This window comes from Paramesorhizobium leguminum (genome assembly GCF_003217235.1).
Classification (GTDB): Bacteria; Pseudomonadota; Alphaproteobacteria; order Rhizobiales; family Rhizobiaceae; genus Paramesorhizobium; species Paramesorhizobium leguminum.
This window is the reverse complement of the sequence record NZ_QJTF01000001.1, coordinates 94421-114759: the sequence shown is the minus strand read 5'-3', so window position 1 is coordinate 114759 and position 20339 is coordinate 94421. Positions and strand designations below refer to the sequence as shown.

23 protein-coding genes are annotated in these 20339 nt (G+C 60.5%); 8 read left to right on the top strand and 15 right to left on the bottom strand.

The features are described from left to right. Positions 1–61 precede the first annotated feature (61 nt). A complete protein-coding gene (locus C7477_RS00540; RefSeq protein WP_110747539.1) occupies positions 62–1315 on the bottom strand; it encodes an ABC transporter substrate-binding protein in 1254 nt (417 codons plus the stop codon). A gap of 353 nt (positions 1316–1668) precedes the next feature. Here C7477_RS00540 and C7477_RS00535 point away from each other — a divergent pair, with 353 nt between their 5' ends. Beyond that, a complete protein-coding gene (locus C7477_RS00535; RefSeq protein ID WP_110747536.1) occupies positions 1669–2010 on the top strand; it encodes a protein tyrosine phosphatase family protein in 342 nt (113 codons plus the stop codon). Between the two features lie 138 nt (positions 2011–2148). Here C7477_RS00535 and C7477_RS19110 read toward each other — a convergent pair whose 3' ends face one another. Both C7477_RS19110 and C7477_RS00525 read right to left on the bottom strand, forming a co-directional pair. Continuing rightward, positions 2149–2400, bottom strand: coding sequence for a helix-turn-helix transcriptional regulator (locus C7477_RS19110; RefSeq protein ID WP_110747533.1), 252 nt, complete (start codon positions 2398–2400; stop codon positions 2149–2151). Positions 2401–2408: 8 nt separating this feature from the next. After that, on the bottom strand, positions 2409–2645 hold the full coding sequence (locus C7477_RS00525) for a helix-turn-helix transcriptional regulator (RefSeq protein WP_110747528.1): 237 nt from the start codon (positions 2643–2645) through the stop codon (positions 2409–2411). 203 nt (positions 2646–2848) lie between these two features. Between C7477_RS00525 and C7477_RS18845 the strand changes: the two genes are divergently transcribed. The 3 genes from C7477_RS18845 to C7477_RS00520 all read left to right on the top strand — a co-directional run bounded on the left by C7477_RS18845 (position 2849) and on the right by C7477_RS00520 (position 3907). After that, on the top strand, positions 2849–3016 hold the full coding sequence (locus C7477_RS18845; protein ID WP_181418304.1) for a hypothetical protein: 168 nt from the start codon (positions 2849–2851) through the stop codon (positions 3014–3016). A 5-nt stretch (positions 3017–3021) separates the two neighbouring features. After that, on the top strand, positions 3022–3150 hold the full coding sequence (locus tag C7477_RS19335; protein WP_281032491.1) for a hypothetical protein: 129 nt from the start codon (positions 3022–3024) through the stop codon (positions 3148–3150). Between the two features lie 361 nt (positions 3151–3511). After that, positions 3512–3907: a RidA family protein gene (locus tag C7477_RS00520; protein ID WP_110747525.1), complete on the top strand. Its 396-nt coding sequence runs from the start codon at positions 3512–3514 to the stop codon at positions 3905–3907. Positions 3908–3955: 48 nt separating this feature from the next. Here the strand turns inward: C7477_RS00520 and C7477_RS00515 are convergent, their stop codons facing one another. After that, positions 3956–4462 carry a DUF1993 domain-containing protein gene (locus C7477_RS00515; RefSeq protein WP_110747522.1) on the bottom strand — a complete coding sequence of 169 codons (507 nt, stop codon included), beginning with the start codon at positions 4460–4462 and terminating at the stop codon, positions 3956–3958. A gap of 168 nt (positions 4463–4630) precedes the next feature. Here C7477_RS00515 and queF point away from each other — a divergent pair, with 168 nt between their 5' ends. From queF to C7477_RS00500, 3 genes are all read left to right on the top strand, one after another. Further along, positions 4631–5092: a preQ(1) synthase gene (gene queF / locus C7477_RS00510; RefSeq protein ID WP_110747520.1), complete on the top strand. Its 462-nt coding sequence runs from the start codon at positions 4631–4633 to the stop codon at positions 5090–5092. 261 nt (positions 5093–5353) lie between these two features. Next, positions 5354–7225 (top strand): DNA mismatch repair endonuclease MutL, encoded by a 1872-nt coding sequence (gene mutL, locus C7477_RS00505; RefSeq protein WP_110748105.1) that lies wholly within the window; start codon positions 5354–5356, stop codon positions 7223–7225. A gap of 33 nt (positions 7226–7258) precedes the next feature. Further along, the gene (locus C7477_RS00500; protein WP_110747517.1) at positions 7259–7495 is read left to right on the top strand and encodes a DUF2093 domain-containing protein; all 237 of its coding nucleotides are present in this window, start codon (positions 7259–7261) and stop codon (positions 7493–7495) included. Here the strand turns inward: C7477_RS00500 and lpxK are convergent, their stop codons facing one another. The 6 genes from lpxK to C7477_RS00470 form a co-directional block, all read right to left on the bottom strand. Further along, complete coding sequence (gene lpxK / locus C7477_RS00495) at positions 7496–8518, bottom strand: tetraacyldisaccharide 4'-kinase (RefSeq protein ID WP_110747514.1); 1023 nt, start codon at positions 8516–8518, stop codon at positions 7496–7498. A gap of 209 nt (positions 8519–8727) precedes the next feature. After that, positions 8728–10047 carry a lipid IV(A) 3-deoxy-D-manno-octulosonic acid transferase gene (gene waaA / locus C7477_RS00490; protein WP_110747511.1) on the bottom strand — a complete coding sequence of 440 codons (1320 nt, stop codon included), beginning with the start codon at positions 10045–10047 and terminating at the stop codon, positions 8728–8730. After that, entirely contained in the window at positions 10044–10814 is a 771-nt protein-coding gene (locus tag C7477_RS00485; RefSeq protein WP_110747508.1) for a lysophospholipid acyltransferase family protein, read from the bottom strand. Before C7477_RS00485 ends, waaA begins: the two co-directional genes overlap by 4 nt. Positions 10815–10840: 26 nt before the next feature. Further along, positions 10841–11110: a DUF4170 domain-containing protein gene (locus tag C7477_RS00480; protein ID WP_110747505.1), complete on the bottom strand. Its 270-nt coding sequence runs from the start codon at positions 11108–11110 to the stop codon at positions 10841–10843. 102 nt (positions 11111–11212) lie between these two features. Continuing rightward, positions 11213–12034 (bottom strand): 3'(2'),5'-bisphosphate nucleotidase CysQ, encoded by an 822-nt coding sequence (locus C7477_RS00475; protein ID WP_281032489.1) that lies wholly within the window; start codon positions 12032–12034, stop codon positions 11213–11215. After that, the gene (locus C7477_RS00470; RefSeq protein ID WP_110747502.1) at positions 12021–13364 is read right to left on the bottom strand and encodes a TldD/PmbA family protein; all 1344 of its coding nucleotides are present in this window, start codon (positions 13362–13364) and stop codon (positions 12021–12023) included. Before C7477_RS00470 ends, C7477_RS00475 begins: the two co-directional genes overlap by 14 nt. A 228-nt stretch (positions 13365–13592) precedes the next feature. Here C7477_RS00470 and C7477_RS00465 point away from each other — a divergent pair, with 228 nt between their 5' ends. Continuing rightward, positions 13593–15443, top strand: a complete 1851-nt coding sequence (locus tag C7477_RS00465; RefSeq protein ID WP_110747500.1) for a monovalent cation:proton antiporter-2 (CPA2) family protein — start codon at positions 13593–13595, stop codon at positions 15441–15443. Positions 15444–15462: 19 nt separating this feature from the next. Here C7477_RS00465 and C7477_RS00460 read toward each other — a convergent pair whose 3' ends face one another. The 5 genes from C7477_RS00460 to C7477_RS00440 all read right to left on the bottom strand — a co-directional run bounded on the left by C7477_RS00460 (position 15463) and on the right by C7477_RS00440 (position 20131). Continuing rightward, a complete protein-coding gene (locus C7477_RS00460; protein ID WP_110747497.1) occupies positions 15463–15759 on the bottom strand; it encodes a helix-turn-helix domain-containing protein in 297 nt (98 codons plus the stop codon). Further along, entirely contained in the window at positions 15756–16130 is a 375-nt protein-coding gene (locus tag C7477_RS00455) for a type II toxin-antitoxin system RelE/ParE family toxin (protein ID WP_110747494.1), read from the bottom strand. Before C7477_RS00455 ends, C7477_RS00460 begins: the two co-directional genes overlap by 4 nt. Before the next feature lie 87 nt (positions 16131–16217). Further along, positions 16218–17093, bottom strand: coding sequence for a patatin-like phospholipase family protein (locus tag C7477_RS00450; RefSeq protein WP_110748098.1), 876 nt, complete (start codon positions 17091–17093; stop codon positions 16218–16220). 180 nt (positions 17094–17273) lie between these two features. Then, positions 17274–18593, bottom strand: a complete 1320-nt coding sequence (locus C7477_RS00445; RefSeq protein WP_110747491.1) for a M16 family metallopeptidase — start codon at positions 18591–18593, stop codon at positions 17274–17276. Positions 18594–18595: 2 nt separating this feature from the next. Next, the gene (locus tag C7477_RS00440; RefSeq protein ID WP_110747488.1) at positions 18596–20131 is read right to left on the bottom strand and encodes a M16 family metallopeptidase; all 1536 of its coding nucleotides are present in this window, start codon (positions 20129–20131) and stop codon (positions 18596–18598) included. Between the last annotated feature and the right edge of the window lie 208 nt (positions 20132–20339).

Sequence of the window (20339 nt, the reverse complement as noted above, 5' to 3'; positions counted from 1 at the left end):
AAGGATATCCCTACAAATATCAGACCGCCGGAGTCAAAGACCCCGGCGGTCACTTCTATGTTTACTGGGCCGCAGCCACAGCCGTGACCAGTTCCTTCACCGCCTGCTCCGACGTCAGCTCGCCGTTGAACTGGCGGGTGACGACGTCGTAGATGGCGTTCTTTACTGCAGCCGGGTCGGCATAGCCGTGCGCCATCGAGCCCAGCATACGCCCATCCGCATTGGCCGCCTTCACGTCGGCGATGGCCTTCTTGCCGCAGGCGTCGAACTTCTCGTCGGACACATCCATGCGCGCGGGGGCCGCGCCCTTGACGGTGTTGAAGGCAACCTGGAATGCCGGGCTCATGATGGCCGAAGCCATGGCCATCTGCGCCGGAACCTTGTCCTTGGCGACGTTGAACATGGCGAACATGTCGGAGTTGAAGGTCACCGCGCCCTGCGTTCCGGGATAGCGGGCGCAGACGAAATCCTTGCCCGGCACCTTGCCGGCCTTCAAGAACTCGCCCTTGGCCCAATCGCCCATGAACTGGACGCCGGCCTTGCCGTCGATCACCATGGCCGAAGCCAGATTCCAGTCGCGGCCGGAGAAGTTCGGGTCGACATAGGTGCGCAGCGTCGTCATGCGGTCGAAGACCTGCTTCATCGTGTCGGAGCCGAGCGTGGCCGGGTCCAGATCGATGAAGGCCTTCTTGTAGAAATCATCGCCGAAGGACAGCGCGACCGCTTCGAAAACCGTCGAATCCTGCCAGGGCTGGCCGCCATGGGCAATGGGAACGATGCCCTGCTTCTTGAAATTGTCGAGAAGCGCGATCAGCTCGTCCCAGGTCTGCGGCACCTTGCCGCCGGCCTTGTCGAGCGCGGCCTTGTTGATCCACATCCAGTTCGTCGAGTGGATATCGACCGGAGCGGCGATCCAGTGGCCGTCATATTTGGCGAATTTCTGCAGCGCATCCGGGACGACCTTGCCCCAGCCTTCCTTGTCCGCCACGGAATCGAGATTGCCGAGCACGCCCTGCTTGGCCCAATCGATGATGTCGAAGCCCAGAAGCTGCACCGCCGTGGGCGGATCTCCGGCGGTGACGCGGGCGCGCAGCACCGTCATGGCCTGAACGCCGCTGCCGCCGGCAACCGGCATATCGACCCAGCCGATGTTCTGCTTTTCCAGATCCTTCTTCAGAACGTTGAGTGCCGCGGCCTCGCCGCCCGACGTCCACCAATGCAGAACCTCGACGCTCTGCTTTTCCTGAGCCTGAGCAAACGAAACCGTGCCGGCCATCAAGGCCGTAATCACGGCTGTCGATAAAAACTTGCGCATAAGAGTACTCCCTGTTGTAAGGCCCCAAAAGCATGATCCCGAAAAGGTTTCGGACAAAATCATGCGAATAATGCCAGGCCCGAGGTCACCTCGACCCCGGCCCTTCCTCGCCTCCGGTAACGACCATAATTGATTGATTTGATAATATCGATTGAATTTTTTGCCCGTGATGAAGGGAGGGTTAGCGCCGGAAAAGGCGATCTCGTGCCTCAAGTATTGGCGCCAAGCACTTTTCATGCCGCCAAACATTTCATATTGTGCGAACCAAGGAACAGTCGCAATCGTTTTAGCCGCATGATCTTATCCGAAAAGTCCAACTTTCGGGATCGTGCTCAATCCCAAGGAAGCACAAAATGGACATCCGCCAGATCGACGACACTTTCTCCGTCACCGGCCAAATCTCTCCCGACGATATCCGCGATATCGCCGCCGCAGGCTACCAGACACTGATCTGCAACCGCCCGGACGGTGAAGGCCCCGACCAGCCCCCCTTCGCGGAAATCGCCAGCGTGGCGGAAAAGGCGGGAATTCCAGTGCATTATGTGCCCGTCGTGCCGGGCGGGCTGACGCAGGCCGATGTCGACGCCATGGCGGCGGCGCTGGAGAGCGCGGCAGGCCCGGTGCTGGCTTATTGCCGGTCTGGGGCGAGGTCGGCCAATGTTTATGGGCTGGCGCGGCAGATGAGGGGAAAGTGAGGGCATCCCGCCTAAGCACCCGCAAAAATCCCAGAAAACAAGAGCTTTGAGCCATCGAATTGGTATTGTGTGTACCAACGCTGCGCATCGCTTTTTAATGATTGAATGCACGGAAAGTCAAAGGCTTTGCTGATAAGCCTATCGAGGCAGAGGGGCTCGCAATCTCACGCCGGGACCGCCGCCATTTTCCGGAATGAATTCTATACCGGCACCCTCCAAGGTTATCATAATCAGTTTCAGATTTGCTGCGGTAATTGATGGTAATCCATCTTCTGCCTCCGCACGGCGTATAGTCGAAAGACCTACGCCTGCAGCATCCGCAAGATTCTCAGCGGTCCATCGAACCAATGCCCTTGCCGCACGAATCTGCGCCCCCGTTATCGCATTCATGTTTGCCCCTACTTCGAGCCTCGCAATCTCACGCCAGGACCACCGCCGTTTTCAGGGATGAATTCTATTCCGGCGGCTTCGAGCGAGAGCGCAATAGCTTGGATGATTGATGCTGAAGCTGCCTTTTTACCACGCTCGATCTGCACGATAGTTCGCAAACTAACTTTCGATAAATCTGCCAGCGCCTGCTGAGAAATATCGAGCAGCCCCCGCGCTGCGCGGATTTGTGCAGGAGTTATTTCCATTTTTCACATCGCCCCATTGCACAAAAAGTGCAAATATGCCTATTATGAGAAATAGCTGCTGATGGCGTCGTAACCGCCGTCAGCAGCCTGACCAAAATCAAGCTGGTGAGAGCTCGGATCATGGGTGATTCTGAGGATAGCAGAACTTTGCCTGCCGTCACCCGCCTGAAATTGTGGATTATCTCAAAAACAGGTGGGGAAAAATGACGTTACAGACAGAAGAAATTTCGACCTCGCTCGATATGCCGTCCGCCGAGGAAGGCCGCACCCTCATTCAGGCCTTCCTTCGGATATCAGACCCGGCGAAACGAGAAGAAGCAATGGCGCTTGTGAAAGCGCTCGCGGAAGGTGAGCGGAAATCGGAAGCATAGGAGTCGTGCTTGATCTCATCCACGGCCTATTGTCCGTCGTGTCCATTGGACTGACCATCGCCACCGTTGCCGTCTGGATCGGTGTGCTGCTGAGGTCGGACCGACCGTCCTCCTTCGACAACGATTTTCAATAGTATGAATAATGCTAAGTCCGAGTGAGATTCATTCGGGCTTCCGCTCGTCATCCGGGCCCGATTCCAGGATCACGATTTATCGAGCCGCAGGCGAAGTCACCGAGTTCTAGCAACCGCAAGCCGACAGCCTCTGTTCATGTCTTCAAGCCACCCCATAGTTAAAAGCAATCGACGCGAACCGCCGCCTCCGACAACCCGCTCGCCAACGCCCGGAACGCCTCCACTGCCTTCGATGCTCATTTTCAAATACGGATCGTATATGAGTTGACATACGGGCCGTATGTTTCTATCTCACATACGCAGCGTATATCAGATGTTCACGATGATGAACAGACGCTGAGCGAACAAAGGATTTAAAGACATGACCCGCAATGCCGTTTTTCCCGCCAACCGTCACGCCCTTTACGAGGAGCACGGCTATTCCGCCGCTATCCGCTCTGGCGATTTGCTGTTCGTTTCGGGTCAGGTCGGCAGCCGCGCCGATGGATCGCCGGAGCCTGATTTCCGCGCCCAAGTGGAACTGGCGTTCGAAAATCTGGAAGCGACGTTGAAGGCAGCGGGCTGCACGTTTGACGATATCGTTGATGTGACCACGTTTCATACCGATCCTGAAAGCCAGTTCGGTACAATCATGGAGGTGAAGAACCGGATTTTCAGCCAGAAGCCTTATCCCAACTGGACGGCAATCGGCGTCAACTGGCTTGCCGGGTTTGATTTCGAGATCAAGGTGATCGCGCGGATTCCGAAGGCGGCTTGAGGCTGTGGCAGCGGAGCGGGCTTTACGACGCCCGCTCCGGAAACGTCCTTACTCCCGTCCGAGATAATCCAGCTTGCCGAGCGGCACGCCCTTGTGGCGCAGGATGTCGTAGGCGGTGGTGACGTGGAAGTAGAAATTGGGGATGGCGAAGCCCAGCACGTAGTCGCGGGCGGTGAAGGTCTTCGAACCCTGGCTCGTCCGCAGTTCCACTTCCGCCTCCTCGCGCCCGTCCATCGCATGGGCCGGCACCGCCTTCAGGAAGGCTACGGTTTTCGCGATGCGCGCCTGCAAATCGTCAAAGCTCACCTCGCTGTCCTCCATCGACACAGTCTCAACTTGCGCGACGCGGACGGCGGCGAATTTGGCGGTGTCGCTGGCGCGCTGGATCTGGGCGGTGAGCGGCGCCATGTCGGGGAAGAGCCGCGCTTCGAGCAGGTCGGCATGGGGGATGCCCTTCTCTTCCGCGAATGCGCGGCCTTTTTCCAGGATTTCGCTCAAGTTTGCGAACGCCCGCAGGAAGACGGGGACGGTGATGTCATAAAGCGACAGGGACATGCTCATTCTTTCGGTTTGGGAGGAATCCTGGAGTGACGGCGCCGACCAATAGGCCGGGCGGCGCGCCGAATGAATATGTGATCGGTTCGTTTCAGGAACAAGGCTTGCGGGATCCGATCATTCGGTGTCATTGCGGGCGTCAATGAAGATATCTTTGAAGGAAACCCCATGACAGATGTTCAAGGATTGACCCAACTGGGTACGAAGGCCGAGATTGCATCCTCGCCCGAGGAAGCCGTGCTGGAAACCGTTCCCTACACGCGCCGCGAAGGACCGCCGGCGATCGTGCGCTTTACCTGCCCGGAATTCACCTCGCTCTGCCCGATGACCGGGCAACCGGATTTCGCGCATATCGTCATCGACTATGCGCCAGATGAGCGGCTGGTGGAATCGAAATCGCTGAAGCTGTTCCTGTTCTCGTTCCGCAATCACGGCGCGTTCCATGAGGATTGCACGCTTGAGATCGGGAGAAGGATTGTCGAGGCGACAAAGCCGTTGTGGCTGCGTATCGGCGGCTATTGGTATCCGCGCGGCGGGATTCCGATCGATGTGTTCTGGCAGACGGGCACGCCGCCGGTGGGGGCATGGGTGCCGGAGACGGGGGTGCCGTCTTATCGCGGGCGGGGGTAGCAGATTTTAGATAGGAAAGAATGGCGGGCAGCGCGGCTCGCGCCCTCCCTCCCCCTTGCGGGGAGGGTGGCCCGTAGGGTCGGGTGGGGGTGGTAAAGGCAGCGCGTATGATTGCCGATGGTGCGCAACCGTCACCACCCCCATCCGCCCGCTAATGCGGGCACCTTCCCCGCAAGGGGGAAGGAGGGCGCCAGCCCGCAGGAAAACCCGCTTCAAAGCCTTCCCTTTCCGCCCTCCCGCGAATCCGCCTATAAGCTTCCCATGACGATCCGGCAATTAAGCGAAACCATCATCAACCAGATCGCGGCGGGCGAGGTTATCGAGCGGCCTGCCAGCGTGGTGAAAGAGCTTGTCGAAAACGCCATCGATGCCGGGGCAACGCGCATCGAGGTGGTGACGGCGGGGGGCGGCAAGACGTTGATCCGCGTCACCGACAATGGCGCGGGCATTCCGGCGGGCGAATTGCCGCTGGCCGTCTCGCGGCATTGCACCTCGAAGCTCACCGACGATGTGCACGATATCCGCGCGCTCGGCTTTCGCGGCGAGGCGCTGCCTTCCATCGGCTCGGTGTCGCGGCTGTCGTTGAAATCACGGACGCAGGAAGCGGAATCGGGGTTCGAGATCACCGTCACCGGCGGGCGCATGGATGGGCCGCGCCCGGCGGCGCTCAACCAGGGCACCATCGCGGAGGTGCGCGACCTGTTCTACGCCACCCCGGCGCGGCTGAAATTCATGAAGACCGACCGGGCGGAAGCCATGGCAGTCGGCGATGTGGTCAAGCGGGTCGCGATTGCATTTCCACATATCCGCTTCGCGCTTGCGGGCAGCGACCGCACGCCGCTGGAACTCCCCGCGACCGGGGTTGGCAGCGAGGGGATGCTGGAGCGAATCGCGCAGGTTCTTGGGAAAGAGTTTTCCGAGAATGCCATCGCCATCGATGCAGAGCGCGACGGGGTGCGGCTGGCGGGGTTCGCGGGCATCCCGTCGTTCAATCGCGGCAATGCGCTGCATCAGTTCGCCTATGTCAACGGGCGGCCCGTGCGCGACAAGCAGATATGGGGCGCGATCCGCGGCGCTTATGCGGATGTCATCGCCCGTGACCGCCATGCCGTGGCGGTGCTGTTCCTGACGCTCGATCCGGAACTGGTCGATGTCAACGTGCATCCGGCGAAGGCGGATGTGCGCTTCCGCGATCCGGGGCTGGTGCGCGGGCTGATCGTCGGCGCGATCAAGCAGGCGCTTTCGCAATCAGGCATCCGCGCGGCCACCAGCGGGGCGGAGGCGATGATGCAGGCTTTCCGGGCGGAAGGGTTCGGCGCGGGAGACGCGCCTTCCCCGCAGGCCGCGCCTTATCGAGCCCCGGCTTATCAGTCCGGCAATTGGAGTGCCCCTCCCCGGCCACGCACCGAATGGTCGCCGGCCACGGCGCCCTATCGCCCGCTCGAAATGGACATGGGTTTCGGCGAAAGCGCGCAGGCTGCGTTTGAAGGCGTGGCGACGCCCAGCGCCGATGCGCGGGCAATGATCGAGGAGGCCCCGGCGGACCTCCTTGCCGCGCCGCTGGGTGCGGCGCGGGCGCAGATCCATGCCAATTACATCGTGGCGCAGACGGACGACAGCCTCGTCATCGTCGATCAGCATGCGGCGCATGAGCGGCTGGTCTATGAGGCGCTGAAAAATGCGCTGCATTCCCGGCCCCTGCCCGCGCAGATGCTGCTCATCCCCGAGATCGTCGATCTGCCGGAAGAGGATGCGGAGCGGCTGGCTGCTCATGCGGAAACGCTCGCGCGCTTCGGCCTCGGCATAGAGCTGTTCGGTCCGGGCGCGATCATGGTGCGCGAGACGCCGGCCATGCTGGGCGAGACGGACACGCAGCAGCTCATCCGCGATCTCTCGGACGAGATCGCCGAGCACGACACCTCCGACGGGCTGAAAGCCATGCTCGACCATGTCGCCGCGACCATGGCCTGCCATGGCTCGGTGCGTTCGGGGCGGCGTTTGAAGCCGGAAGAAATGAACGCATTGTTGCGCCAGATGGAGGCGACGCCGGGCTCCGGCACGTGCAATCACGGGCGTCCGACTTATATTGAACTGAAACTCAACGATATCGAGCGCCTGTTCGGGCGGCGATAGCTGATAAACAGAATAAAGAGGCAACGAAAAACAATGAACAGATTTGAAGGTCCACGTTCCCAGGAAGCGCGGCTGCGTTATCTCGATGGCGACTTTCAAGTTCTCAGCCCCGGCGCCTATGTCGTCTGCGCCGTGACAGCCGAACGGATTCCGCTGGACGAGCTGAAATATTGGAGCGTCGCGCGCCAGGAACCTTATGCCGATGGCGTGATTTCATACCAGCGCGAGCTGGAGTGCAATCCGGAATTGCGAAAGCGGAACAAGGGCTGATCAGCCCTTTATACGCTGGTGGTAGCGTTCCCGCGCCGCCTCGATAATCCGCCCTGTGATATCAGACTGATCGAAAACCAATTCGATATCGATAACGCGGAGCTTATCCAAAAATCGTTGAGGCGTGCCGGGGGCTGTGACAAGGCGAACATGGTCCTTGGCCGTAGTCACCAGCTCCAGATCGCCGGCAGCGGCAGTTTGCATCAGTTCGCCGATCTCATCCTGCGTATAAGGATGGTGATCGGAAAAGCTGCGGGTCAAGGCCGGAACGCCGCCCATTTCGCCGAGGCTGGCAAAGAACTTGTCCGGATTGCCGATGCCGGCGAAAGCCAGAAAGCGCCTGCCGGAAATCCTGGCTGTCGAGCTTGGGCCGAGCCGCGCGGTGTAAGCCGGCTTGCCGATTTTCGCGGCTTGCTGAAATACTTCGGCGGCGGCGTTGCCCGCGCCTATTTTCAGAAGCGCGTCGGCCTTGCGCAATTGGTCGGCGAGCGGCGCACGGAGTGGCCCCGCCGGGATGACCCGGCCATTGCCGATGCCGCGGGTCGTATCCACAACGAGCAGCGCATAGTCGATATATAGCCTGGCGCTCTGGAAGCCGTCATCCATGATCAGGAAATCGCATCCCTCGCTGATTAAAAGCCTGGCGGCGGCGGCGCGATCAACGGAAACCGCCACCGGCGCGTGGCGGGCGAGCAGCAAGGGTTCGTCGCCGGTGAGCGTGGCGGTGTCATTGGAGGGATCAACGCGGTGGACGCCGGAAAATGCGCCGCCGTAGCCGCGCGAGACGATGCCGGGCGTAAGCCCCAGCGCCTGCGCCGCCTTGGCAAGGGCAATCGCCGTTGGCGTCTTGCCGGCGCCGCCCACGGTGAAATTGCCGATGCAGAGCACCGGCGCCGGCATTTCAGGCGGGACGGCGTGCAGCAGCCTGCGCCGGGCAACGGCGCCATAAAGGGCGGAAAGCGGCGAGAGCGCCAAGGCGCGCCAGTCCGGCTTTTTCCACCAGAAGGCTGGGGCCTCGCTCATCGCGGATCCTGTGTTCCGGTTAGAGCAGGATGCAATTTAGCTGAATCAGGCATCCTGCTCTAACCCTTTGTTTTAGCCGTATGATCTTATCCAAAAAGTCTACAACTTTTTGGGATCATACCTTGTTTTAGCCGTATGATCTTATCCAAAAAGTCTACAACTTTTTAGGATCATACCTTGTTCTAGCCGTATGATCTTATCCAAAAAGTCTACAACTTTTTGGGATCATACTCCAGTTGCGCCTGGACCATCAGCGGCTGGATGAAAGGCTCAAGGGCAACCAATGTGCGCTCGAGCGAGCCGCGCATATCGCCTACGGTGCGGGCGGCTGCGGCGATCATATCCTGGCGCTGCGCCTCGTTGTTGAAGAGGAAGTTGACCGCGCCCGCCAGCATGTCGCGGTCCCGGACGAGCCTTGCGCCGCCATTCTTGATCAGCCGCTGATAGGAATCGCGGAAATTCTGGACGTTGCGGCCCGAGAGAATGGCGGTGCCCAGCATGGCCGGTTCCAAGGGGTTCTGCCCTCCCTCGCCGGTAAGCGATTTGCCGACAAAGGCAATCTCGGTGAGACGCAAATAAAGCCCCATCTCGCCGATCGTATCGCCGAGGAAGACATTGGTTTCCGGCGTGATTGGATCGTTGCGGCTCCTGCGGGCCACAGCAAAGCCACGCGCGGTCATCATCGTCTCGAGCGCCGCCGCGCGGTCGGGATGGCGCGGAACGATGATCGTCAGGATATCCTTATGGCGGGTCTTGAGCATTTCATGCACTTCGACGGCGATTTCCTCCTCGCCTTCGTGCGTGGAGATCGCCGCCCATGTCTTGCGCCGCCCAATTTGCTCCCGCAGGGACGCGACCAAATTATCATCGGCGGGCGGGGCGCTGGTATCGACCTTCAGATTGCCAGAGACGACCACCGGGCGGGCGCCGAGCGCGCGGAAGCGTTCGCCATCCACCTCCGATTGCGCCACCACGAGCGAGAGGTTTTCGAGCAGAGCCTCAGCCAGCGAGGCGCGCTTTGTCCAGGCGGCGAAGGAGCGGTCGGAAAGCCGCCCGTTGACCAGCACCTGAGGCACGCGGCGCGCACCCAGCTGCAAAATCGTCATCGGCCAAATCTCGGATTCGCAGATCACAGCCAGATCCGGATGCCAATGGTTCAGGAACCGGTTGACCGCCGGGCGTAAATCGAGCGGCACATATTGATGGATCACCCGTCCCTGCAAGCGCTCTTCAACAAGCCGGGCGGAGGTCACCGTGCCTGTCGTGAGCACCACATGAATGCCCATGGCTGCGATGCGCTCGATAAGCGGAATGATCGCCGTGGTCTCACCGACGCTTGCCGCATGCACCCAGACCAGAGGCCCTTGAGGACGCTGGACGCTTGCCTTGCCATAGCGCTCGCGGCGACGGGCATGGTCCTCCTTGCCGCGCGAGGCGCGGAACGCAACATAGGCGCCGACGGCGGGATAGGCAGCGGCTCCAGCCCAGCGATAGGCGGTGAGGATCGTGCGGGCCCACCGTTCGCTCATTTGGCCTGCTCCAGGCGCATGTAGGCCTCCGCCGTCACGGCGTTGAGCTTTTCGGTCAGTTCGTTCCGCTTGAGTTCCAGCATGGCGTCATCGGCATCCATGGGTACGAGCACGGGCTCACATGAAACCACGACAGACCTGCCGAAAGGCAGCGGGATGGCGGTTTTGTCCCAGCTTTTTTCCAATATCTTGCGCCGGGAAAAGGCATAACCTATCGGCACGATGGGGCGGCCCGACAGTTTGCCCAACAGAATGACACCCTGGCCTGCTTCACGCGCCTTGCCATGGGCGATATCGGCGATGATGGCGGTCGATTTTCCCTGCCGCAACGCATTCTTCAATGCAAGCAGCGCCCGCGCTCCGCCTTTCTCCAAGCGGCTGCGCGAGCCGCGCCCGCCGGAGCCGCGCACGGTCTCAAGTCCGAGCCGTTCGCCGACACGGGCATTGAGTTCCGCGTCAGCGCTGCGCGAGAACATAGCGACCAGGTCCATCCCGTCGGGCCGCAGAAACGGCGCCATCAGATGCTGGCCATGCCAGCAGGTGACGATCATCGGATGATAATCGCGCTGAAGCTCACGCGGGTCCTGCGAGCCGGGAAGACGCGGATTGGTGGCATGGACGAATTTCAGATAGGCGGAAATCAGCCGCACCAGCGCCGTCCGCACCATATCGGAGCGCGCCAGAGGGCCACGTATACTGCGCCAGACAGCTTTGGCCGCGCTCTGTTTTCGCGGCCCTGGAGGCGCGGTTTTAGCGTTTTCCACCATCGTTTCCGCCGGGGGAAGCGGACCCGTCAAACCGCTTTGCCCGAGGCAGCCGCGACGGCAGCCGTGGCGGGGCCAAGCAGGCGGTGCAGATGCACGATGAAATAGCGCATATGCGCGTTGTCGACGGTCGCTTGAGCCTTTGCCATCCAAGCAGCCTTGGCCGAATCATAATCCGGGTAGATGCCTACGACATCGAGCTGATCGAGATCACGAAACTCCATGCCGGACAGGCTCTTCAATTCTCCGCCGAATACCAGATGAAGCAACTGTTTCTTGCCTTCGCCGTCCGTGCTCATGATCCCAAAATCCCATTTCTTTGCTTTTTCGTAAATCCGGACGGAAAACCGCTTCGCACTTTTCCTGGACTTACTTTAACTGAATGTACTGTTGCGGCATGATTAGCCGAACGCGGTTTGCGCCACAACACCCAACATTTCGTCGAGCAAAATGCCGCTTCCGGCCACAAGCGCGCCCTGTTTGCGGGTAGGGCCGCCATAGATGAGCCGTCTCCCATCCGTGGTGACGACCGCGCCGCCTGCTTCGGCCAATATAAGATCGGCGGCGGCCAAATCCCAATCATGGGAGTTTGGCCGCACAAAAGTTCCATCGACCTCGCCGCGCGCCACCATGGCGAGACGGTAAGCGAGCGAGGGCACGTAAGGGTAAGGCTCCACGCGAGCGCGGAAAGTCTCCGGCATGAGCGCCAAGGCCTGACGCGCCATGGAAATTTTCAGCGGGCTTCCTGGATCGGAAAGGGCAACGCTTATGGTATCGCCGTTCTGGCGCGCGCCGCCGCCAAGGCTTGCCTCGATCATTTCGCCGCGCGCGGGACACTCCAGAACGCCGGCCAGCGGGCTGCCGTCCTCGACAATGCCGATGCTGATACACCAGCGATCGTCACCGGCGATAAAGGCGCGGGTACCGTCGATGGGGTCGACCACGAAGAAACGTTTACGCGCCGCTACGGCGCGATCATCAAGGGTTTCTTCCGAAATCCAGCCATAATCGGGGCGCGCCGATAGAAGCGCATCCTTCAAAAAGGCATCGATGGCCATGTCGGCCTCGCTCACCGGCGACTGGCCTTCCTTCAGCCAAACCTCCGGGCTCTGGCCGAAATAGCGCATGGCGATGCGCCCGGCTTCCTCCGCAACGCTACGAACCAGCGCCAGCTCGGCTTCGGGTGAAGCGAGTGTCTCAACTGCTTTCTCAGCTTCCGGCAAGGGTCATGCCTTCTATGACAAGGGTCGGCGCGGCGGTGCCGAAATTGCGGTCGATATCGTTTGCAGGCGTCAGATTGAGGAACATGTCTTTCAGGTTCGACGCGATGGTGACCTCGCTCACCGGATAGGCAAGCTCGCCATTCTCGACCCAGAAACCGGATGCGCCGCGGCTATATTGGCCCGTCACCATATCGACGCCCTGGCCGAAAACCTCCGTCACGTAAAAGCCGGTGCCGACGTCCCGGATCAAATCTTCCGGCGATGCTTCGCCGGGCTCGATGGCGAAATTGGTGGACGCGGGAACGACCGTCGAGCCCGAGCGGACACCGCGCCCGTTGGTCTCCAGGCCAAGCTCCTTCGCGGTCGAGGACGAAAGGAACCAATGCTTGAGCACACCGTCCTCCACCATTACGAGCTTTTGCCCCTCGATGCCTTCGCCGTCAAAGGGCCTCGACGCGGGCCCCCGCACACGCAGCGGATCATCGGTGGCGTTGACACCGGCTTTCAGGATTTGCTTCCCCATGAAATCTTTCAGGAAGCTCGTCTTACGGGCAATCGAAGCGCCGTTGATCGCGCCCGCCAGATGCCCGGCCATGCCGCGGGCGACACGCGGATCGAACACCACGGTGACGGGGCCGGTCTTCACCTTGCGCGCGCCAAGGCGGCGGACCGCCCGCTCGCCGGCTTTACGACCGATGGTGGCGGCATCGTCAAGGGCTGAGAAATGCTGGCGCGAGGTGAAATCATAGTCGCGCTCCATCCCTGTGCCGGTTCCGGCAATGGCGCTCGCCGATATGCCGAAATGGGTCGCCTCATAATGGCCCATGAAACCGTCCGAGGTGACCAGCACCATGCCGCCAAGCCCGGCCCAGCTTGACGCGCCACCTGAATTGGTGACGCCGTTGACGGCTAACGCCGCCTCTTCCGCCGCCAGGGCATTTTCACTTAAGCGAGCAGCGCTGACTTCAGTCGGATCGAAGAGATCGAGGTCGCGCGGGCTGCCGACAAGGTTTTCCCGCAGCGCCAAGCCCTCATAAGGATCCTCCGGCGAGACTTTCGCCATGGCAACGGCGCGTTCCGCAAGCCTTGCCGGATCGGCATCGGCATTGGCCGAAATGCTCGCTACCCGCCTGCCCACGAAAACCCGCAGCGCGAATGCGTCGCTTTCGGAGGCCTCCGTTTCCTCGACCTTGCCCATCCGGGCGGTGATGGACGTCGAGCGCGAGCGATGAACCACCGCATCAGCGCTATCTGCGCCGGCGCGCCGCGCCGCCTCGACGAGCGAAGCGGCCTTTTCGGCCAATTGTCCGGGGTTTGCCTGAATGTTCATGATTTTTCCGGTTGGATTTTTTATTCTTCGCAAGTCCGATGGGAAAGCTCTCGCTTTTCCCGAGAAAGCCGCTTCACACTTTTCTTGGACCTGCCAGCGCACCAAAAAGGCGAAGAATTATTCTTGGGCGGAATTAATTTCGCCCACACTTTATCCTATATGGTGCAATATCGGGTGCATCAAGGCGATTGCCAAGATTCCTTTTCAAATCAATATTCAGGATCGCATATGGTCGCGGAAGGCGGAACGCTCTATTTCCAGTCGCTCTTATTGCTTGGGGGCTCGATTATCGCTGCCCCCCTGTTCAAAAGACTGGGGCTTGGGACAGTGCTTGGCTATCTGGCGGCGGGCATCGTCATCGGCCCAGTGGCGCGACTGATCAGCGACGGGCAGAACTTCCTGCACTTTTCCGAGCTGGGCGTCGTCTTCCTGCTTTTCATCATCGGTCTGGAACTGAAGCCCTCGCGGCTCTGGTCGCTCCGGCATTCGATCCTCGGCCTCGGTTTCATGCAGGTGCTCCTGACCGGCACCGCCTTGACATATCTCGGCCACTATCTGGCCGGCCTTGAATTCGAGGCAGCAACAATCATCGGCTTCGGACTGGCGCTCTCCTCCACCGCCTTTGCCATGCAGGTGCTGGAAGACCGCGCCGAGACGAACCGGAAGCACGGGCAGCGCGCCTTTTCCATCCTGCTCTTCCAGGATCTGGCCATCGTGCCGATCCTGGCGATGATCCCCGTGCTTTCGCCGCACGCGACCCCGCAGGGGGAAAGCGGGTTTGAGCTTGCGGGCGCCCTTATCGCCGTCGTGGCGCTCATCATCGCCGGGCGGTATGTGCTCAATCCGATGTTCCGCATCATCGCAAATACGGGTGCGCGCGAGATCATGATCGCGGCGGCGCTCTTCGTCGTGCTGGGCGCGGCGATGCTGATGCAGTCGGTTGGCCTTTCCATGGCGATGGGCGCCTTCCTCGCAGGCGTGCTGCTGGCTGAATCCTCCTACCGGCATGAGCTGGAAGCCGATATCGAACCCTTCCGCGGCATTCTGCTCGGACTGTTCTTCGTCGCCGTCGGCCTGTCGCTGAACCTGACCGTCGTCATTGAGAACTGGCAGGCCATTCTTCTGGCTGTACCCATCTTCATGGCGGTGAAGGTCGCGATCATCTATATTCTTTGCCGGGCCTTCCGCATGAGCCATAATGATGCGGTTCGCGTCGCGTTTCTGCTGCCGCAAGGCGGCGAATTCGCCTTCGTGCTGTTCTCTGCCGCATCCGCCGCGGCGATCATCACCTCTTCGCTTGCCTCGGAGCTTGTCGCCGTGGTCACCATTTCCATGGCGCTCACCCCCCTTTCCGTCGCGCTCGGCAACCGCTTTCTCGCTGTCGACAAGGAGGAAGTGCTGGAGGAGAATTTCGACGGCGCAGGCGCGGACGTGCTGATCATCGGCTTCTCGCGTTATGGACAGATCGCCGCGCAGATATTGCTCGCAGGCGGCATCGACGTCACCGTCATCGACGTGTCGGCCAACCGCATCCGCGCCGCCGGCAAATTCGGCTTCCGCATCTATTTCGGCGATGGCACGCGCAAGGATGTGCTGGAGGCGGCGGGCATCCGGCGGGCCAAGATCGTCGCCGTCGCAACGCAGAAGAAGGAAGTGACGAACCGGATCGTCGACATGATCCAGTCGGACTTTCCCGACGTGAAGCTTTTCGTTCGCTCCTATGACCGCGAGCATACGCTGCAATTGCGCGCGAAAGAGGTTGATTACGAGCTGCGTGAAACCTTCGAATCCGGCCTCAGGTTCGGGCAAAAGACCTTGGAAGCGCTGGGGGTGAGCGAAGACCTGGCCGCCGAGATCACCGAGGATGTCCGCAAGCGAGACGAGGCTCGCCTACGTGTTCAGGCAACCGAAGGCATCCTCGCCGGGCGCCACCTGCTCTTCAACAAACCGGTAACGCCGGAACCGCTGACGAAGCCCGTCCGCGAGGCGAAGCCGCTCGACAAGGTGACGGAGGAGACGCTGGCACCCGCACTGGCGCCGGATTTGGCGGCGGAAGGAGAGCTGGAGCCGGCGGAGTAACCTTGCGCTTTATTGGCGCTTAGGCTGCTGACAGCGCCCGCTGAACGGCCTCCGGCTCTTTCTCGATGATGGTGAGAAGGATACGAGACGGTGCATCGATGTTGGAACGGCCCTGCTCCCAATCACGAACACGGCCAAAGGAGAACCCGTATCGGGCCGCGAAGGCCTTTTGGGATAATCCTTGCTTCTGGCGAATGGCGCGAACGTCAACCTCCGGCGGAATATGGATGCCGTATTCCGTGGTGTCGGACCCGCCTTTGGCATAGCTAAGAGCTTCTCGCGCGCCCTGCAAAATCCTTGATCCTGCCTTGCTCATTTTCGACTCCTAAGTTTCTTCACCTGTTCGCTGATGCTTTCCCGCCAGGCCTGTGGGAGAGCTGTCAGAATTTTTCTCAACTCGTTACGCTCCGCCTTCGAAAGGTTCTCCTGGGTGTCCTTGCTGTAGATATCCAGTAAAAACACAGGAATGTCTTTGTCGGCATAAAAGGTGATGATCCGATAACCGCCACTCTTTCCTTTGCCGCGACCACCGAACCGCATCTTGCGCGCTCCACCTGTACCGGCCATGACATCACCCGCATCAGGGTTTGACGCGAGGAAGGACACAATCTCGTTGCGCTCGTCCTCCGTCACATTCTCATCCTTGGCGGATGCGAGATAAGCAGGCGTCTCAATGACCGTGTGCATGGGAATTTGGTACTGAATTTCCGCACACTTGTCAATGATGGGGAACACTACCCAGGACAGGTTGATTAAATACGGAACCTAGCGCACTCAAGCGCTCTTCCGGTCTCCAGTAAAAGTCACCGCCGCATCCACCGCGCGTTTCAGTTCCTCTTTCACCCCAGCGGTTTCAGTCAATATCTGCTCGACGCGCATGAAGTCGAGGACGCCGAAGTGCGAGACGGGGGGGCGGAGGAGGATGACGGGGCGCACGACCTTGAGTTTGGTTTCGATGATCGACTGCATCATCAATTGCGTCGCGCCGAACATGGCGTCGATGGAGGACGGCATCCGGCTATCATCGCCCATGGGGCCGCCCACCACATCAATGGCGATGACGATATCCGCCCTCTCCTCCAGAAGTTCGAACGGCACCGGATTGCAGATGCCGCCGTCGATCAGGATGCGCCCGTCTCGCGTGACGGGCCGGAACAGCGCCGGAATGGCGGCGGAGGCGGCGAGCGCGGAGAAGAGATCGCCGCTTTCGAGAATCGCCCCCTGCTGGCCGTAAAAATCCGTGGCGGTGACGGCGAGCGGGATTTCCAGCTCCTCGAAACTTGCCGGCAAGCGCTCCGGCAGGAACGCGCGGAGTATTTTCTCAATATTGAATTGTGCGACGCGAATGCCGCCATTGAGGATTTCGGCAAAGCTCGCGGGCCGGGTTTTCCACATGCGACCGGCGATTTCGCCGCGCTGGCCAAGCGTCGCGCTGCAATAATCCCGGATTTCCCTGCCGCTCATGCCCGCTGCCATGCCGGCGCCGATGATCGCGCCGATGGATGAACCCGCAATCGCCACGGGGTGGATGCCCAACTCATCAAGCGCCTCGATGACGTTGACATGAGCAAGCCCCCGCGCCCCACCCCCGCCGAAGGCGACCGCGACACGCGGGGTGGATTGCGCGGTTTTCACGTTCGAGAATGTCATTGTCACCTGCATTCCCCTTGTTCGTGTTTCCTTGCCAAGCGCCCTCGTGGTTCGAGGCTCATTCCGCTACGCTTCGCTCACACCTCACCATGAGGGGCTACTGGAGCGCTGCCGCCCCTTTCACCCTCATGGTGAGGTGTGAGCGAAGCGAACCTCGAACCACGAGGGTGAACGCACGCACTACTTTGGCGCCGGGCCGACCATGAGAATCGCCGGGGCGGGGTCGAGCAGCCTTTTCGCCACTGCTTTTACCTGATCCAGCGTGACAGAATTTATAAGGGCGGCGCGTTTGTCGATATAATCGCGGCTGAGACCCTCCTGCTGCAGCGCCACGAGCGTGCGTGCGATGCTGCCGGAGCTGTCAAGATTGTTGATGGCATAGGAGCCGATCACATAGCTCTTGGCCGCCGCCAGCTCTTCCGCGGTCGGGCCGTCATCCGCCATTCGCTTCACCTGATCGCGAATAATTTTAAGCGCCTCCTGCGCGCGGTCCGGGCGGGTGGCTGTCGATATCATCAAGGCCTGGGCGTGATCGCGATTGATGAGCGAGGAATCAACTGAATAGGCGAGCCCGCGCTTCTCGCGCACTTCCTTGTAAAGGCGGGAGGAAAAGCCGTCGCCTAGAATATAGTTCATGAGATGGGCGGCGAAGAAATCCGGGTCCTTGCGCGCGATGCCGGGATAGACGAGCGCAAGGGTGGTCTGCGGCAGATCGTAATTGATGCTGGTTGTGGCGCCCAGCGCCAGCTTCGCATCGGGTATGGGCGTCAGTTCCGCCTTCTCGGGCAGGCCGGCGAACACCTTGTCGAGGAGCGGCGCCAATTCTTCCGGGCTGATCGCCCCGACCACGCCGATGGTGAGATTATCGCGGGCGAAGTTCTTGCGGTGAAACGTCAGAAGATCGTCACGCGTGATGGTCATCAACGATTGTTCGGTCCCCTGCTCACGGCGGGCATAGGGATGGTTGCCATAGAGCACCTCGGAGAATTTTTGCGCGGCGATGGTGCTTGGATCGCGTTCCGAAGCCTTGATATTGGCGATGACCTGCTGGCGGATGCGATCAATCGGCGCTTGATCGAAGCGCGGCTTGTTGACCGCGAGCGCCAGAAGATCGAAGGCCGCATTGCGGTTTTCGTTGAGCATGCGCATCGAACCGCTGATATCATCCGGCGTTTCCGAAAAGCTCATTTCGGCGCCGATATTATCAAGCCGCTCCTGATAGGCATCCGATGGAATATCACCGGCGCCTTCATCGAAGAGCCCGGTCATCAGATTAGCGAGCCCTTCCTTGCCGACGGGGTCCTGCGTCGAGCCCCCCTTGAAGGAAAACCGGATGGAGACCAGCGGCACGAAATTATCCTGCACCAGCCAGGCGCGGACACCCTTGGGCGAGACGACTTCCTGAATGGTGACGGCCCCGGCCGGCAAGGCACAGAACAGGGTGAGGAACAGGGCTCCGGCGAGCGAACCCATCTGACGGCGAAACACGGAAACCGGCATATTCACTGCTTCACTCCCTTTGTTCCCTTTTCCACTGTAGCAGGCTTGAGCGGCACGACTTTTTGGGCAGCGCCATCCGATTTCGCCGTTTCCGGCTCTGCCGCGGGCGGCAGGAGATAGCTTGTCACCGAGCGCGCATCGACGAGATCGCGGACGGCGACATCCTTGACCTGCTCCTTCGTCACCGCGCGAATACGGTCCGGCCATTTCTGGATATCTTCAACCGTGCCGCCGACGGCGAGTGTCGAGCCATAGATGCGGGCCATGCCCGCCTGGCTGTCACGCGAGAAGACGACGCTTTTCAGGAAGCGGTTGCGCGCCTGCGCCAGTTCCGTATCAGTGACGCCATCCTTGACGATGCGGTTTATTTCGCCATCGACCGCCGCCTCGACCTGATCGAGCGAGGCAGTTCCGCGCGGCGCGCCATAGACGGAGAAGGTTCCGTCATCGAGCGCATCGCCGGAATAGTCGGCGCCTGCGCTGGCGGCGATGCCCTGCTTGACGACAAGCTCCTGATAAAGGCGGCTGCGGATCGATCCGCCAAGGATTTCGCTCAGGATATCGAGCGCCTCGGCGTCTCCCGGCTTGGCATTCTCATAGGATGGGACAACCCAAATCTTGCGGAAGCTTGGCTGCGTGACCCGCTCGTCATTGAGCGTGGCGGTGCGCTTGGTGCGCTGCTCCGGCTCTTGCGGGCGGATACGCGGGCCCGGATCGGCGCGGCGCGGAATTTTGCCATAGGTCTTTTCGGCAAGCGCCAGCACCGCCTGAGGGTCGACATCGCCCGAAATGACGAGCGTCGCATTGTTGGGCGTATAGAAGCGCTGGTAAAAATCGAGCGCATCCTTGGTGTTGAGTTTCTCGATTTCCGGCTTCCAGCCGATGACGGGAATGCGGTATGGGCTGTTGAGGAAAAGCGCGGCGTTGGTCTCTTCCGCAAGAATCGAGCCCGGATCGCCATCGACGCGCATCCTGCGTTCCTCAAGGACCACGTCGCGTTCGGTATTCACCACATCGTCGGTCAGAACCAGGTTTTCCATCCGGTCCGCCTCGTAGGTCATCACCATTTCCAGCGCCTGCGGCGAGACCTGCTGGTAATAGGCGGTGTAATCATAAGAGGTGAAGGCGTTTTCCTGCCCGCCGATCGCCGCCACCTTGTTGGTGAATTCGCCCGCCGGATAGGTCTTGGTGCCCTTGAACATCAGATGTTCGAGGAAATGCGCGATGCCGGACTTGCCGGGCGGCTCATCCGCGGAGCCGACATGATACCAGACCATCTGCGTGACCACGGGGGCGCGGTGATCGGGAATGACGACCACCTGCATCCCGTTGGCCAGCGTGAAATCGCTGACGCCCTCGGTGGTGACAAGGCTCGGCTTTTTTGCCGCGGGCTCCGCCGGCGCGCGGCCTGGCGCCAAGGTATCAGCTTGAGTTTCAGCGGGTTTTTCCGGCGCGGACGTTTGCGCGCCGGCGGAGGATACCGGCGGAAGGCTGAACGCGGCAAGCGCCATCGTGGAGAAGAGCAGATGTCGGATCATGGAACCTGGCACAGAAAGCATCCTTCGCATGAGGGTCAGGTCGGTGTTCGATAAGTCTTTGTTTTACCGTATGATCTTATCCGAAAAGTCTGCAACTTTTCGGGATCGCGCTTAGAGTTTTACCGCATGATCTTATCCGAAAAGTCTGCAACTTTTCGGGATCGTGCTTAGATTACGCACACCCTCTTTCAAGACGGTTTACGCTCTC

Bases quoted from the DNA above. Each gene is read 5' to 3' on its own strand.
- C7477_RS00540 (WP_110747539.1), bottom strand. From the start codon at position 1,315: ATGCGCAAGTTTTTATCGACAGCCGTGATTACGGCCTTGATGGCCGGC.
- C7477_RS00535 (WP_110747536.1), top strand. From the start codon at position 1,669: ATGGACATCCGCCAGATCGACGACACTTTCTCCGTCACCGGCCAAATC.
- C7477_RS19110 (WP_110747533.1), bottom strand. From the start codon at position 2,400: ATGAATGCGATAACGGGGGCGCAGATTCGTGCGGCAAGGGCATTGGTT.
- C7477_RS00525 (WP_110747528.1), bottom strand. From the start codon at position 2,645: ATGGAAATAACTCCTGCACAAATCCGCGCAGCGCGGGGGCTGCTCGAT.
- C7477_RS18845 (WP_181418304.1), top strand. From the start codon at position 2,849: ATGACGTTACAGACAGAAGAAATTTCGACCTCGCTCGATATGCCGTCC.
- C7477_RS00520 (WP_110747525.1), top strand. From the start codon at position 3,512: ATGACCCGCAATGCCGTTTTTCCCGCCAACCGTCACGCCCTTTACGAG.
- C7477_RS00515 (WP_110747522.1), bottom strand. From the start codon at position 4,462: ATGTCCCTGTCGCTTTATGACATCACCGTCCCCGTCTTCCTGCGGGCG.
- queF (WP_110747520.1), top strand. From the start codon at position 4,631: ATGACAGATGTTCAAGGATTGACCCAACTGGGTACGAAGGCCGAGATT.
- mutL (WP_110748105.1), top strand. From the start codon at position 5,354: ATGACGATCCGGCAATTAAGCGAAACCATCATCAACCAGATCGCGGCG.
- C7477_RS00500 (WP_110747517.1), top strand. From the start codon at position 7,259: ATGAACAGATTTGAAGGTCCACGTTCCCAGGAAGCGCGGCTGCGTTAT.
- lpxK (WP_110747514.1), bottom strand. From the start codon at position 8,518: ATGAGCGAGGCCCCAGCCTTCTGGTGGAAAAAGCCGGACTGGCGCGCC.
- waaA (WP_110747511.1), bottom strand. From the start codon at position 10,047: ATGAGCGAACGGTGGGCCCGCACGATCCTCACCGCCTATCGCTGGGCT.
- C7477_RS00485 (WP_110747508.1), bottom strand. From the start codon at position 10,814: ATGGTGGAAAACGCTAAAACCGCGCCTCCAGGGCCGCGAAAACAGAGC.
- C7477_RS00480 (WP_110747505.1), bottom strand. From the start codon at position 11,110: ATGAGCACGGACGGCGAAGGCAAGAAACAGTTGCTTCATCTGGTATTC.
- C7477_RS00470 (WP_110747502.1), bottom strand. From the start codon at position 13,364: ATGAACATTCAGGCAAACCCCGGACAATTGGCCGAAAAGGCCGCTTCG.
- C7477_RS00465 (WP_110747500.1), top strand. From the start codon at position 13,593: ATGGTCGCGGAAGGCGGAACGCTCTATTTCCAGTCGCTCTTATTGCTT.
- C7477_RS00460 (WP_110747497.1), bottom strand. From the start codon at position 15,759: ATGAGCAAGGCAGGATCAAGGATTTTGCAGGGCGCGCGAGAAGCTCTT.
- C7477_RS00455 (WP_110747494.1), bottom strand. From the start codon at position 16,130: ATGCACACGGTCATTGAGACGCCTGCTTATCTCGCATCCGCCAAGGAT.
- C7477_RS00450 (WP_110748098.1), bottom strand. From the start codon at position 17,093: ATGACATTCTCGAACGTGAAAACCGCGCAATCCACCCCGCGTGTCGCG.
- C7477_RS00445 (WP_110747491.1), bottom strand. From the start codon at position 18,593: ATGCCGGTTTCCGTGTTTCGCCGTCAGATGGGTTCGCTCGCCGGAGCC.
- C7477_RS00440 (WP_110747488.1), bottom strand. From the start codon at position 20,131: ATGATCCGACATCTGCTCTTCTCCACGATGGCGCTTGCCGCGTTCAGC.